The 13419-nt window shown below is 76.0% G+C and carries 15 protein-coding genes; 8 read left to right on the plus strand and 7 right to left on the minus strand.

The window, feature by feature from the left end:
• Positions 1-117: 117 nt before the first annotated feature.
• From FHX36_RS21775 to rsgA, 3 genes are read left to right on the plus strand one after another with little or no spacing between them, the layout of a single operon-like run.
• Positions 118-573: a YdeI/OmpD-associated family protein gene (locus FHX36_RS21775; RefSeq protein ID WP_110553413.1), complete on the plus strand. Its 456-nt coding sequence runs from the start codon at positions 118-120 to the stop codon at positions 571-573.
• Positions 570-1859: a 3-phosphoshikimate 1-carboxyvinyltransferase gene (gene aroA, locus FHX36_RS21780; RefSeq protein WP_183514365.1), complete on the plus strand. Its 1290-nt coding sequence runs from the start codon at positions 570-572 to the stop codon at positions 1857-1859. The genes FHX36_RS21775 and aroA overlap by 4 nt, the downstream gene beginning before the upstream one ends.
• Positions 1856-2875, plus strand: coding sequence for a ribosome small subunit-dependent GTPase A (gene rsgA / locus FHX36_RS21785; RefSeq protein WP_258372838.1), 1020 nt, complete (start codon positions 1856-1858; stop codon positions 2873-2875). The genes aroA and rsgA overlap by 4 nt, the downstream gene beginning before the upstream one ends.
• Before the next feature lie 81 nt (positions 2876-2956).
• Here rsgA and FHX36_RS21790 read toward each other — a convergent pair whose 3' ends face one another.
• Both FHX36_RS21790 and FHX36_RS21795 read right to left on the minus strand, forming a co-directional pair.
• The gene (locus FHX36_RS21790; RefSeq protein WP_110552918.1) at positions 2957-3700 is read right to left on the minus strand and encodes a Type 1 glutamine amidotransferase-like domain-containing protein; all 744 of its coding nucleotides are present in this window, start codon (positions 3698-3700) and stop codon (positions 2957-2959) included.
• Between the two features lie 16 nt (positions 3701-3716).
• On the minus strand, positions 3717-4253 hold the full coding sequence (locus tag FHX36_RS21795) for a DUF2087 domain-containing protein (RefSeq protein ID WP_110552917.1): 537 nt from the start codon (positions 4251-4253) through the stop codon (positions 3717-3719).
• A 63-nt stretch (positions 4254-4316) separates the two neighbouring features.
• Between FHX36_RS21795 and FHX36_RS21800 the strand changes: the two genes are divergently transcribed.
• Together FHX36_RS21800 and hisN are read left to right on the plus strand one after the other, a co-directional pair.
• The gene (locus FHX36_RS21800) at positions 4317-4499 is read left to right on the plus strand and encodes a DUF2795 domain-containing protein (protein ID WP_110552920.1); all 183 of its coding nucleotides are present in this window, start codon (positions 4317-4319) and stop codon (positions 4497-4499) included.
• Between the two features lie 66 nt (positions 4500-4565).
• Positions 4566-5384: a histidinol-phosphatase gene (gene hisN, locus FHX36_RS21805; RefSeq protein ID WP_110552916.1), complete on the plus strand. Its 819-nt coding sequence runs from the start codon at positions 4566-4568 to the stop codon at positions 5382-5384.
• Between the two features lie 10 nt (positions 5385-5394).
• On the opposite strand, the gene FHX36_RS21810 is transcribed toward hisN, so the two are convergent.
• The 5 genes from FHX36_RS21810 to FHX36_RS21830 form a co-directional block, all read right to left on the minus strand.
• The gene (locus tag FHX36_RS21810; protein WP_110552915.1) at positions 5395-5601 is read right to left on the minus strand and encodes a hypothetical protein; all 207 of its coding nucleotides are present in this window, start codon (positions 5599-5601) and stop codon (positions 5395-5397) included.
• 99 nt (positions 5602-5700) lie between these two features.
• Positions 5701-7089 (minus strand): FGGY family carbohydrate kinase, encoded by a 1389-nt coding sequence (locus FHX36_RS21815; protein ID WP_110552914.1) that lies wholly within the window; start codon positions 7087-7089, stop codon positions 5701-5703.
• Complete coding sequence (locus FHX36_RS21820; protein ID WP_110552913.1) at positions 7086-7568, minus strand: XdhC family protein; 483 nt, start codon at positions 7566-7568, stop codon at positions 7086-7088. Before FHX36_RS21820 ends, FHX36_RS21815 begins: the two co-directional genes overlap by 4 nt.
• Complete coding sequence (locus tag FHX36_RS21825; RefSeq protein ID WP_110552912.1) at positions 7565-8590, minus strand: aldo/keto reductase; 1026 nt, start codon at positions 8588-8590, stop codon at positions 7565-7567. Before FHX36_RS21825 ends, FHX36_RS21820 begins: the two co-directional genes overlap by 4 nt.
• Before the next feature lie 44 nt (positions 8591-8634).
• Positions 8635-9336, minus strand: a complete 702-nt coding sequence (locus FHX36_RS21830) for a GAF and ANTAR domain-containing protein (protein WP_110552911.1) — start codon at positions 9334-9336, stop codon at positions 8635-8637.
• A 169-nt stretch (positions 9337-9505) separates the two neighbouring features.
• Between FHX36_RS21830 and FHX36_RS21835 the strand changes: the two genes are divergently transcribed.
• The 3 genes from FHX36_RS21835 to FHX36_RS21845 all read left to right on the plus strand — a co-directional run bounded on the left by FHX36_RS21835 (position 9506) and on the right by FHX36_RS21845 (position 13370).
• Positions 9506-10729: a GNAT family N-acetyltransferase gene (locus FHX36_RS21835; protein ID WP_221204031.1), complete on the plus strand. Its 1224-nt coding sequence runs from the start codon at positions 9506-9508 to the stop codon at positions 10727-10729.
• A 92-nt stretch (positions 10730-10821) separates the two neighbouring features.
• On the plus strand, positions 10822-12219 hold the full coding sequence (locus FHX36_RS21840) for a cystathionine beta-synthase (protein WP_110554003.1): 1398 nt from the start codon (positions 10822-10824) through the stop codon (positions 12217-12219).
• Positions 12216-13370, plus strand: a complete 1155-nt coding sequence (locus tag FHX36_RS21845) for a cystathionine gamma-synthase (protein ID WP_110554004.1) — start codon at positions 12216-12218, stop codon at positions 13368-13370. The genes FHX36_RS21840 and FHX36_RS21845 overlap by 4 nt, the downstream gene beginning before the upstream one ends.
• Positions 13371-13419 lie beyond the last annotated feature (49 nt).

Genomic DNA, 13419 nt, shown 5'->3' on the forward strand with positions numbered 1-13419 from the left:
CGGGAGCGCCAGCGACCGAGGAGCGGGACCGGGGCGGGAGCCGACCCGCGGGCGGGCGGGTGAGCCCGGCTCCGGGCGCTGTCGCGGCGGCGCCCGGAGCTGCCATCCTCTCCGGTCATGAGGTTCTCCACGACCGTCGACCTGCACGGCAAGACCGCCACCGGGATGGTCGTGCCGCCTGAGGTCCTGGAGGCCCTCGGCGGCGGGAGGAAGCCGGCGGTGACGGTCACCGTCGGCGGGCACACCTACCGGACGAGCATCGGGAGCATGGGCGGGCAGTCGCTCATCCCGGTCAGCGCGGAGAACCGCGCGGCCGCCGGGGTGGCCGCCGGCGACGCGGTCGAGGTGGACGTCGAGCTGGACGACGCCCCGCGGGTGGTCGAGGTGCCCGCCGACCTCGCCGCCGCGCTGGACGCCCACCCCGCCGCCCGGGCCCGCTTCGACGCGCTCTCCTACAGCGCGCAGCGGCGGCACGTGCTCGCGGTCGAGGGCGCCAAGGCAGAGGCCACCCGGCAGCGGCGGGTCGCGGCCGCCGTCGCGGCGCTGGCCGAGGAGGCCGGCAGGGCAGGATGAGCGACATGGTCGAGGTCTGGCAGGCGCCGTCCACCCGCACGCCGGTGGACGCCGTCGTGGCCCTGCCCGGGTCCAAGTCCCTGACCGCCCGCGCCCTGGTGCTCGCCGCGGTCGCCGACGGGCCGAGCCGGCTGGTGCGCCCGCTGCGCGCCCGGGACACCGACCTGATGGCCGCCGGGCTGCGCGCGCTCGGCGTGCGCATCGACGAGGACGGCGACGACCGGCTGGTCACCCCCGGCGAGCTGCGCGGGCCGGCCGATGTCGACGCCGGCCTGGCCGGGACGGTGCTGCGCTTCCTGCCCCCGGTCGCCGCGCTCGCCACCGGCCCGGTGCGGCTGGACGGCGACCCGCGGCTGCGCGACCGGCCGAACGCCGGGCTGATCGCCGGGCTGCGCGCCGCCGGGGTGGAGGTCGACGACGCCGGCCGCGGCCGCGCGCCGTTCACCGTGCACGGCACCGGGTCGGTGCGCGGCGGGTCGGTCACCGTCGACGCCAGCGAGTCCAGCCAGGTGGTCTCCGGGCTGCTGCTGGCCGCCGCCCGCTTCGACGAGGGGCTGGACCTCGCACTCACCGGCGGCGTCCCGTCCATGCCGCACGTGGAGATGACCCTGCGCACGCTGGCCGAGCACGGCGTCACCGTCACCCCCACCGACCGCGGCTGGCGGGTGGCCCCGGGGCCGATCGCCGCCCGTGACCGGGTCATCGAGCCGGACCTGTCCAACGCCGCTCCCTTCCTCGCCGCGGCGCTGGTCACCGGCGGACGGGTCACCGTCCGCGACTGGCCGGCCGACACCACCCAGCCCGGCGCCCAGCTGGACCGGTTGCTCACCGCGATGGGCGCCGACGTGGTGCGCACCGACGAGGGGCTGCAGGTGACCGGCGGGGGCCGGATCGCGCCGCTGGAGGCCGACCTCGGCGACGTCGGCGAGCTCACCCCGGTGCTCGCCGCGCTGTGCGCGCTGGCCGACGGCCCGTCCCGGCTGACCGGGATCGGCCACCTGCGCGGCCACGAGACCGACCGCCTGCAGGCGCTGGACGAGGTGCTCACCGCCGTCGGGGCGCACGTGCAGCAGCTGCCCGACGGGCTGGTCATCACCCCGGGCCCGCGCCGCCCGGCCCGGCTGGACTCCTACGCCGACCACCGGATGGTGCACGCCGCGGCGCTGTTGGCGCTGGCGGTCGAGGGCGTCGAGGTCAGCGACCCGGGTGCGGTGGCCAAGACGCTGCCGGACTTCCGGGAGCGCTGGGCGGGCCTGCTGGGCGAGCCGGCCGGGGTGGCGTCGTGAGCGGCCGGCGGATGGACAGCCGGTCGGACGAGGACGACGTCCGGGTCCGCGCGTCCCGGCACGGCTCACGACCGCGCACGCGCACCCGGCCCAAGCACGACGAGGCCGTGCCCGGGCTGGTGATCGCCGTGGACCGCGGCCGGATGACGGTGCGGGTGGACGGCCCGGAGGGTGCGCCCGTCGAGGTGACCGCGATGCGCGCCCGCGAGCTCGGCAAGCACGGCGTGGTCGTCGGCGACCGGGTGCGGGTCGTCGGTGACACCTCCGGCCGGACCGACAGCCTGGCGCGGATCGTCAGCATCGCCGACCGGGTCACCTCGCTGCGGCGCACCGCCGACGACACCGACCCGACCGAGCGGATCGTGGTCGCCAACGCCGACCAGCTCGTCGTCGTCACCTCGATCGCCGACCCCGAGCCCGCGCTCGGCTTCCTGGACCGCTGCCTGGTCGCGGCCTACGCCGGTGGGCTCTCGCCGCTGCTGGTGCTGACCAAGTCCGACCTGGCCAGCCCGCAGCCGCTGCTGGACCGGTACGCCGGCCTGGAGGTCGACGCGGTGCCGATGTCCCGCGAGGCGCCGCTCGAAGAGCTGGTGGACCGGCTGCGCGACCAGATGAGCGTGCTGGTCGGGCAGTCCGGCGTGGGCAAGTCGACGCTGTTCAACCGGCTCATCCCGGGCGCCTTCCGGGCCACCGGTGACGTCAGCAAGATCGGCAAGGGCCGGCACACGTCGTCCTCGGCAGTGCTGCTGGACCTGCCCGGCGGCGGGACGCTGATCGACACCCCCGGCATCCGCTCCTTCGGTCTGGCGCACGTGACCCCGCAGGACGTGCTGGCCGCCTTCGACGACCTGGCCGAGGCCGCCGTGGACTGCCCGCCCGGCTGCGGGCACGGCGCCGAGGACCCGGGGTGCGCGCTGGACCGCTGGGCCGCCGAGGGCCCTCCGGTGCGCCTGGAACGGCTGGGCAGCTTCCGCCGGCTCATCGCCGCCGTCGGCCAGCTGACGCCGGGGCATTGAGGAGAGACCCCTCGCCCCCCGGCCCCCTCGCAGGGTCCCGCCTCGAGCGGAGCGAGAGGTGGGGGGCGAGGGGGTCCTTCCTCAGACCTGGCGGGGGGTGATCGCGCGTTCGACGACGCCGCCCGCCCCGTCGGGGTCGACCCGCCACGCCCTGGCCCCCGGCCGCACGGTGACCGCCTCGGCGAGCTCGGTGCCCAGGTAGTGCAGGCCCACGCCGTCCTCGGTGGCGTACCCGGGGGGCAGCTCCCCGGCGCCGACCATCCGGCGGTAGACGGCCCGCCGCGGCTGGCCGGCCATGTCGTCGTGCACGCCGAAGCTGTGCGGCAGCAGCCCCAGCCCCTCGGTGAACGGCGCCAGCCGGCCCGACTGCTCGTCGGACCACGCGTCGGTGGCGCCGCCCACGTGCCAGCACATGCCGCCCGCGCTCGGGCCGGCCAGCACGACGCCGGCCTCCCAGCACTCGCGCAGCACGGCGGGCAGGCCGTGCGCCCGCCAGACCGCCACCAGGTTGACCACGCTGCCGCCCTCGACCAGCACGACGTCCTGGGTCAGCAGGTGGGTGCGCAGGTCGGGGGTGCTCGGCTGCGGGAACAGCCGCAGCACGCTGAGGACGACGTCGTCCCGGCCGCCGAAGACCCGCTGGTAGGCCGAGACCGCGGCCGGGTCGTCGCCCACCGCCGTCGGCACGTAGCAGAGCCGCACCGGGCCACCGGTCACCCGCCGGGCCGCGCCGATCGCCAGCACGTGCTCCAGCAGCGGCCGGTTCCCGCGCTCCCCCGGCTGCGGCTGCAGCACGCCGGAGAAGGCGAACACCTGACGACGCACGAGAACCGACCCTCCCTCAGACGTCGACGTAGCCGCCGGACCGCCAGTAGACCCCCGCGTACCGGGTCAGCAGCCCCTCGTCGACCAGGTACCGGCGCAGCGCGGCGACGTCGGGGTGCCACGCCGCCAGCAGTGCGTTCACCTCCCGCTCCGGGTAGCGCACCCCGGGCTCGAAGACGTGCACGAGGTGCTCCAGCACCACCCGCCGCTTGCCGTGCTGCGCCGGGATGGAGACCAGCCTGCCGTCGCGCAGGAAGGTCCGCAGCACGGCGTCCTCGGCCGGGTCGTCCGACATCCGCTCGGGCGGGGGCGCCACCGCGGCCGCCGAGCGCGCTGCCTCCCCGAACCGCTCGGCGTGCAGCGCCAGGGCGTGCCCGTCGCGGTGCACCAGGCCGGCGCGGGCCAGCCGGCGCGCGGCCAGCGCGACGTCCTTGAGCGACAGCCCGGTCGCGTCGGCGACCTCCTCGATGGTCCGGGCGTCCAGCGCCAGCGCGGCGACGACCTTGAGCCGCGCCGGGTCGGCGAGCAGCCCGACGATCGTCCCCGCCTCCATGCTCCGACGGTATCTGCGGCGCCCGGTGCGTCGACGCAGCCCCCTCGGGGTAGGCCGGTGGGCATGGTGAGCCCGATCGACATCCAGAAGGCCCTCGGCGGCATCGACTACCCGGCGACGAAGGAGGACATCGTCAAGCACGCCCAGGACAACGGTGGCTCGGACGACGTGGTGCAGGCCCTGCAGGGCATCGAGGACCGCGAGTACGAGGGCCCCAGCGGGGTGAGCGAGTCCGTCTTCAAGTGACCGGGGGCCCCACCGGCTCCCGTCGCAGCGCGGGGGCCAGGGGTTCCCTCCACTAGGTTCCGTGCCATGACGTCGGGGCAGCGGGGCTACAACGAGGACATGCGCCTGGCGCACGTGCTGGCCGACCAGGCCGACGCGATCAGCCTGGACCGGTTCCGGGCCCAGGACCTGCAGGTCGACACCAAGCCCGACCTCACCCCCGTGACCGACGCCGACCGGGCGGTGGAGGAGCAGCTGCGCAGCACGCTGGCGCGCGCCCGCACCCGGGACGCCGTCATCGGCGAGGAGTTCGGCAGCACCGGCCGCGGCGACCGGCGGTGGGTGGTCGACCCGATCGACGGCACGAAGAACTTCGTCCGCGGGGTGCCCGTGTGGGCCACGCTCATCGCCCTGCTCGACGGCGACCTGCCCGTCGTGGGCCTGGTGTCCGCGCCGGCGCTCAACCGCCGCTGGTGGGCGGCCGCCGGCACCGGCGCGTGGACCGGCCGGCGGCTGGAGAACGCCACCCGCTGCACGGTCTCGAAGGTCGCCAGCCTGGCCGACGCGAGCCTGTCCTACTCCAGCCTGTCCGGCTGGGAGGAGCGGGACCGGCTCGACGGGTTCCTCGACCTGACCCGCGCGGTCTGGCGGACCCGGGCCTACGGCGACTTCTGGAGCTACATGATGGTGGCCGAGGGCTCGGTCGACGTCGCCTGCGAGCCCGAGGTCTCGCTGTGGGACCTCGCCGCGCTCGACGTGGTCGTCCGGGAGGCCGGCGGCACGTTCACCGACCTGGACGGCACCCCCGGCCCGGCCGGCGGCAGCGCCGTGGCCACCAACGGCGTGCTGCACCCGGACGTGCTGACGGCGCTCGCCCCGGGTGCGGGTCGAGCGCCGTCAGCCTGAGCTCAGCGGGTCAGTGCAGCCCGCCGGCACCCCCGGTGCCGGTACCGGTGCCGTTGCCGCCGCGGCCGCCCTGCACCCGGCGGCGCACGTCGTCGATCTTCGCCCGGGTCTTCGGGTCCTTGGCCAGCTGCTGGGCCTTGTCCGTCGCCTGACGGATGGCCTGCTTGCCCTTCGGGCTGTTCGCGAACTGCACGACCTTGTTGAACAGCGACGCCATGACGCGCCCACCCCCTCACGTGTTGCGGGAGCCCGTGGCGGGCTCCGCTCGTCTGGTCAACGGTGACACCCGCCGGTCCGTTCCGCGCGGTGAGCCGGCTCAGCCGACGGCGGCCGCCCAGCGCTCCCGGACGCCGGCGGCCGAGCCCGGACGGCGGGGCTCCACGACCGGGTCGGCGGCGCGCTCGGGGGTGACCGCCAGGCCGACGCCGCGGGCGGCCAGCACCGCGGCACCGGCGGCCGACGCGCTGCGCACCTGCACGTGCTGCACCGGCCGGTCGAGCACGTCGGCGAGCAGCTGCTGCACCCCCGGCTCCCGCGCCCCTCCCCCGGTGAGCACCACGAGCTCCCCCTCCTCCGGGCCGAGCAGGTCCAGCGCCGCCGCCACGGCGCAGGCCACGCCCTCCAGCGCCGCCCGGGCGAGGTCGGCGCGGGTGGTGTCGGCGGTCAGCCCGGTCCAGCCACCGCGGGTGTCCGGGCCGGCCACCCCGCCCCGCTCGCCGGTGAGGAACGGGGCGAACACCACCCCGCCGGCGCCGGGCGGCGACCCCGCGAGGCTGCCGGCGAACGCCGCCCAGTCCAGCCCGAGGACGCCGCACACCCACGACCAGGCAGTGCCGGCGTTCTGCAGCGCGGCCATCGCGTACCAGCCGCGCTCGGCGTCGGCGTAGCAGTGGACGACGGGGTCGGCGACCGGGGCGGGCCGCACGCCGGGCCGCAGCAGCTGCGCCCCGGACCCCAGGTTGACCTGCACACCGGTGCGGGTGCCGGCGGCCAGCAGGGCGAGCGGGGTGTCCGCCCCGCCCACGACGACGGGCACCGGCCGGCCGAGCAGCTCCGCGGTGCCGACGACGGCGTCCCCGGGACGCACCACCGGCAGCAGTCCCGGGTCGATGCCGGCCGCCGCGGTGGCCGCGGGCGACCAGTCGTCGGCGGGCACGTCCCACAGCAGGGTGGCGGAGGCGTCGCTGCGGTCGGTGACCGCCGGGTCGGCGCCGGGCACCAGGGTGGCCCGGACGGCGTCCTTGGGCAGCAGCACCGTGGCCGCCCGGGCCAGCACCTCCGACTGGTGCGCCCCCAGCCAGGCCACCAGCGGCCCGGTCATCCCCGCGGCCAGCGGGTTGGCGAGGGCGGCGCGGTCGGGCGCGGGCAGCTGCCGCCACCGGTCCAGCTCGGCCGTCGCCCGCCGGTCGGGCCACAGCAGGGCCGGAGCCAGCGCCTCCCCGGCGGCGTCGACCAGCACCGCCCCGTGCATCTGCCCGGAGAGGCCGAGCGCGGCCACCGGCCGGTCGCCGAGCCGCCCGGCCAGCGCGGCGAGGGCGTCGTCCAGCGCGCGGCGCCAGACCGCGACGTCGGTCTGCGCCCACCCCGGGCGCGGCCGGTCGACCGGGTAGCCGGCCTCGGCCTCGGCGACCACCGACCCGTCGAGGTCGAGGGCGACCACCTTGCAGCCGCTGGTGCCCAGGTCGGCACCCAGCACGACGGTCACCGGTCGAGGAAGCCGCCGGGCCGGCCGTTGCGGTCGGCGAGCAGCCCGGCGAGCGTGGAGACGGCGATCTCGGCCGGGCTGCGCGAGCCGATGTCCAGCCCGATCGGGCGGTGCACCCGGGCGACGTCCGCCGGCGCCACACCCAGTGCGGCCAGCGCGGCCACGTGCGGACCCTCGTGCCGGGGGTTGCCGACGACGCCGACCCAGCGCACCGGCCGGGCCAGCGCGTCCCGCAGGTGCACGCCCAGGTCGTCGCGGTGGTGGTCGGTGACGACGACGTCCGCGGCCGCGAGCTCCGGGTCGCCGTCCAGGGCGGCCAGCTCCGCGACGGCCGGTCCGGCCCAGGTCGCCGCCGCGCGGAGCTCCGCGTCCGGCTCGACGAGCAGGGTGCGGAAGCCGAGCTGGGCACCGATCCCGGTCAGCGCCGCCGCGACCGGGGAGGCGTACACGGCGACCAGCACCCGCGGGTCGGTGGTCACGCCGGGGCCGGGCTGTCGCCGTAGGCGTAGGAGGCGTCGGCGTAGCGGCCACCGGCCGCCACCCCCGGCGGCGCGATCTCGGCCAGCCGGGCCAGGTCGTCGGCCGTCAGCCGGACCGCCGCGGCACCGACGTTCTCGTCCAGGTAGCTGCGCCGCTTGGTGCCCGGGATCGGGACGACGTCCTCGCCCTGGGCGAGCACCCAGGCCAGCGCGAGCTGCCCGGCGGTCACGCCCTTCTCCTCGGCCATCGCCCGCACCGCCTCGACCAGCCGCAGGTTCACGGTGAACGCCTCGCCGGTGAACCGCGGGTGGGTGCGCCGCCAGTCGTCCTCGGCGAAGTCGGCCGGGCTGGTGATCGCGCCGGTGAGGAAGCCCCGGCCCAGCGGGCTGAACGGCACGATGCCGATGCCGTGCTCGCGGGCGACGGCGAGCACGCTGTCGCCGCCGCCGGAGCCCTCGAGGTCGCGGGTCCACAGCGACCACTCGCTCTGCAGCGCGGCGATCGGGTGCACCGCCACCGCCCGGCGGATCGACGCGGCGCTGGCCTCCGACAGCCCCAGGAACCGGACCTTGCCCTGCTGCACCAGCTCGGCCATCGCGCCGACGGTGTCCTCGATCGGCACCGTCGGGTCGACCCGGTGCTGGTAGTACAGGTCGATCACGTCGACGCGCAAGCGGCGCAGGCTGGCCTCGACCCGGGCGCGCACGTTCTCCGGCCGGCCGTCGATGGCCATCCCGCCGCGGTCGTCGTGGCTGAGCGAGAACTTGGTGGCCAGCTGCACCTCGTCGCGGCGCCCGGCGATGGCCTCGCCGACCAGCTCCTCGTTGTGCCCGTCGCCGTAGACGTCGGAGGTGTCCAGGAACGTGACGCCGAGGTCGAGCGCCCGGTGCACGGTGGCGATCGACTCCGCCCGGTCGGCGGTGCCGTACATCTGGCTCATGCCCATGCAGCCCAGGCCCAGGGCGGAGACCTCCAGCCCGCCGAGGGTGCGCCGGGGTACGGGAGGGGGCGTCGTCGTCATGCCCCTGATCCTGTCCCCGGACGTGATCAGCCCGCCAGCCCGGGTCAGCTGCCGCGCAGCACCCCGGTGTCGGTGAGCTCCTCGGCGACGTCGCGCAGCTTGACGTTGCTGCGCTGCGAGGCGTGGGTGAGCAGGGTGAACGCCTGCTCGGAGGTGACCTTGAACCGCTCCATCAGGATGCCCTTGGCCTGCTCGATCACCGCCCGCGAGTCCATCGCCCGGCGCATGTTCATCACGTCGTCGGTGGCCCGGGCAGCGGCCTCGGCGTTGCCGACGGCGATCGCCACGAACGCCGCCACCTCCTCGCCGAGCCGGACGTCGACGTCACCGAAGGCACCGGGCTCGGTGGAGTAGTTGTTCAGCGCGCCGATGGTCGCGCCCTGGAAGGGAAGCGGCACCGACAGCGAGCTGCCCACCCCGAGCCGGGCGGCGTGCAGGGCGTAGTCGGGCCACCGGTCCTCGGCGCTCATGTCGCGGACCACGAACACCTCCCCGGACCGCCCGGCGTCCAGGCAGGGGCCGTAGCCCCGCTGGTACTGCAGTTCGTCGGCGTCCATCGCGATCTGCCCGGCGAAGGCGGCCGTGAAGGCGCGCTCGTCGCGGATCAGCGTGATCGAGGTGGCGTCGGCCCCCGGGATCGCGCGGCGGGAGATCTGGACGATCTCGGTCAGCACGTCAGGCAGCTCCCGACCCACGAGGACGACACCGGCCAGCTCCGCGTGCAGCGAGCTCAGGCTCTCGGTCATCGACTCGCGGTCCCTCTCCAGTCCGGCGGTCCGGCCGTTGGTTCGACGCCCGCCTCACCGGGTGCGTACCCGGCCCGCAGAGCGTATACGGCGTAAAACGCGACGCGGGGACGACGCAGCCGACCGGAAACCAGTTGCCCCCGCGGGCCCGGGCGACCACCGTGCCAGCGTGGTCACCGACGGTGCTGAGGAACGGGTGCTGCCCGGTGGGCTGGTGCTGCGCACCTGCCGCCCCGCCGACCTCGAGCAGGTCGGCGCGCTGCTGGCCGCCCGGGGCGACCCGCCGGACGCCGAGGACCAGCGGCTGGTCGTCGAGGACCCGGACACCGGCTTCGACGCCACCGCGGTGGTGGTCGACGGCGACCGGGTCGTCTCCACCGCCACGCTGCTGCCGGAGACCGTGCGGGTCGCGGACGTCGTCGTCCCCGCCGGGCAGGTCGAGCTGGTGGCCACCGACCCCGGCCACGAGGGCCGCGGCCTGGTGCGCGCCCTGATGGGGTGGGCGCACGAGCGGTCCCGGGCCCGCGGCGACCTGCTCCAGGTGATGATCGGGATCCCGTACTTCTACCGGCTGTTCGGCTACGAGTACGCCGTCGACATCCCGCCGGCCCGGCCGGTGCGCGACCTCCCGCTCCCGGTGCCCGGGCTCCGCCGCGCCACCCCGGCGGACCTGCCGGCGCTCGCCCGGCTGCAGGACGCGGCGCAGGCCGGGGCCGACGTCGCGATGCCGCACCCCGCCGCGCGGCTGCGCTGGCTGGTGGCCCACGAGGCGACGACCACCTGGGTGCTGGAGCGCGACGGTGCCGTCGCCGGCTCGGTGCGGGTGCCCGAGCCGGACGACGACCTCCTGGCCGCCGAGCCCACCGCGGTCGACGCCGCGGCGGCCGAGGCGCTGCTGGCCGGGGTCGCCGCGCTCGCCGGGGGACGGCCGGTGCGGGTGACCGACCGGCCGGCGAGCCTGCCCGGCGCCGGCTGGGCCGACCGGCTGGGCGCCGGCAGCGAGCAGGCCGAGCAGTACTACGTGCGGGTGCCCGACGTCGGCGCCCTGCTCGAGGCGCTGCGCCCGGTGCTGTCCCGCCGGTTCACCGCGTCGGGGGTGCAGCGCGCCGGGCGGGACGTCGTCGTCTCCACCTACGGCGCGAGCTGGCGGCTGCCGGTCACCGACGACGGGCTGGGGCCGGTGCGCGCCGGTGGTCGCGAGCAGGCGCCGGGCGCCGTCGGCGGCGCGGGCGTCGCGCCGGACCAGCTGGGCGCGCTGCTGCTCGGGCCGCACGGGATGCACGGCCTGACCCGGCGCCGCCCGGACGTGTACCCCGGCCGCGACCCGGAGCTGTACGAGGCGCTGTTCCCGCCGATGACCGCGGACCTGCTCACCTACTACCTGCCGTACTGACCCGGGGGCGCGGCGGTGCGCACGTCTGATGGGATGGCGGCACCACCGGCGCACGCGACCCGTCGCCGGCCCCGTCGTCCGCAGGAGACCCCGTGCAGTACGCCGAGTCCGTCGTCGAGCTCATCGGCAACACCCCGCTGGTCCGCCTGAACTCCGTCACCGCCCACCTCGGGCCCGACGCGCCGCTGGTGCTGGCCAAGGTCGAGTACGTCAACCCGGGCGGCTCGGTGAAGGACCGGATCGCGCTGCGGATGGTCGAGGCCGCCGAGGCGGCGGGGCTGCTGCAGCCCGGCGGCACGATCATCGAGCCGACCAGCGGCAACACCGGGATCGGCCTGGCGATCGTGGCCCAGACCCGCGGCTACAAGTGCATCTTCGTCTGCCCCGACAAGGTGGGGAGCGAGAAGATCAACGTGCTCAAGGCCTACGGCGCCGAGGTGCACGTCTGCCCCACCGCCGTCGACCCGGCCGACCCGCGCTCGTACTACTCGGTGTCCGACCGGCTGGCCCGGGAGACCGTCGGCGGCTGGAAGGCCGACCAGTACTCCAACCCGAACAACCCGCGCTCGCACTACGAGACCACCGGCCCGGAGATCTGGTCGCAGACCGACGGGCGGATCACCCACTTCGTCACCGGTGCGGGCACCGGCGGCACGATCTCCGGCGTCGGCCGCTACCTCAAGGAGGCCAGCGAGGGACGGGTGCAGGTCATCGGCGCGGACCCGGAGGGCTCGGTCTACTCCGGCGGCACCGGCCGGCCGTACCTGGTCGAGGGCGTCGGCGAGGACTTCTGGCCCGACGCCTACGACCGCACGGTGGCCGACGAGATCGTCGCGGTCTCCGACGGCGACTCCTTCGCGATGACCCGCCGGCTCGCCCGCGAGGAGGGCCTGCTGGTCGGCGGCTCGTGCGGGATGGCCGTCGTCGCCGCGCTGCGGGTCGCCGAGCGGCTGACCAAGGACGACGTCCTGGTGGTGCTGCTCCCCGACGGCGGGCGCGGCTACCTGAACAAGATCTTCAACGACGAGTGGATGGCCGACTACGGGTTCCTGGACGCCGGTGGCGGCGAGACCGTCGGCGAGCTGCTGGACACCAAGACCGGCTCGACCCCCACGCTGGTGCACACCCACCCCAACGAGACCGTCCGCGACGCGATCGACATCCTCCGCGAGTACGGCGTCAGCCAGCTCCCGGTGGTCCGCGCCGAGCCGCCGGTGACCGCCGGTGAGGTCGTCGGCTCGGTCGCCGAGAAGACGCTGCTGGACGCGCTGTTCGCCGGCCGGGCGACGCTGGCCGACCCGGTCGAGCGGCACATGTCCCCGCCGCTGCCGATCATCGGGTCGGGCGAGCCGGTGTCCGCCGCGGTGAGCGCGCTGGGCGACGCCGACGCGCTCCTGGTGCACGTCGACGGCAAGCCCGCCGGCGTCGTCACCCGGCAGGACGTGCTCGGCCACCTCGTCGGGCTGCCCGGCTCTACGGTGCAGGCATGACCGGCTTCAACACACGGGCGATCCACGCCGGGCAGGAGCCCGACCCGGCGACCGGGGCGGTGATCCCGCCGCTGCACCTGACCACCACGTACAAGCAGGACGGCGTCGGCGGGCTGCGCGGGGGCTACGAGTACAGCCGCAGCGCGAACCCGACCCGGGACACCCTGCAGACGGCGCTGGCCTCCCTCGAGCAGGGCACCCGCGCGATGACCTTCGCCTCGGGCCTGGCCGCCGAGGACACCCTGCTGCGCACCGTCTGCCGGCCCGGCGACTCCGTGGTGCTCGGCGGCGACGCCTACGGCGGCACCTACCGGCTGATCTCGCGGGTCATGGCCCCCTGGGGCGTCGGCCACCAGCCGGTCGACCTCAACGACCTGGACGCCGTCCGCGCCGCCGTCGCCCCGGAGACGACCCGGGTGGTCTGGTGCGAGACGCCGAGCAACCCGCTGCTCAACGTCGCCGACATCGCCGCGCTGGCGGAGATCGCGCACGCCGCGGGCACCCTGCTGGTCGTCGACAACACCTTCGCCTCGCCCTACCTGCAGCAGCCGCTGACCCTGGGCGCGGACGTGGTCGTCCACTCCACGACGAAGTACCTGGGCGGGCACTCCGACGTCGTCGGCGGCGCGCTGGTGGTCGCCGACGACGAGCTCGGTGAGCAGCTGGCGTTCCTGCAGAACGCCGCGGGCGCGGTCAACGGCCCGTTCGACGCCTGGCTGGTGCTGCGCAGCCTGAAGACCCTCGGCGTCCGGATGGAGCGGCACAGCGCCAACGGCGCCCGGATCGCCGAGTGGCTGCTGGAGCACCCCGCGGTCGGCGACGTGCTGTACCCGGGCCTGCCCCAGCACCGGAACCACGAGGTCGCCGCGTCGCAGATGTCCGGCTTCGGCGGGATGGTCTCGTTCCGGCTGCGTGGGACGGACAGGGCGTCGGCAGAGGAGGCGGCGCTGCGGGTCTGCGAGCGCACCGAGCTGTTCACCCTCGCCGAGTCGCTGGGCGGGGTGGAGTCGCTGGTCGAGCACCCGCACCGGATGACCCACGCCAGCGCCGCCGGCTCCCCGCTCGAGGTGCCGGCCGACCTGGTCCGCCTCTCCGTCGGCATCGAGGACGTCGACGACCTCATCGCCGACCTCGACCAGGCTCTGACCTGAGCGGGTGCACGACCGCGAGCGGACGCGTGACCCTCACCGTTGTGCACTG

Origin of the sequence: Modestobacter versicolor, from assembly GCF_014195485.1 — a bacterium.
Classification (GTDB): Bacteria; Actinomycetota; Actinomycetes; order Mycobacteriales; family Geodermatophilaceae; genus Modestobacter; species Modestobacter versicolor.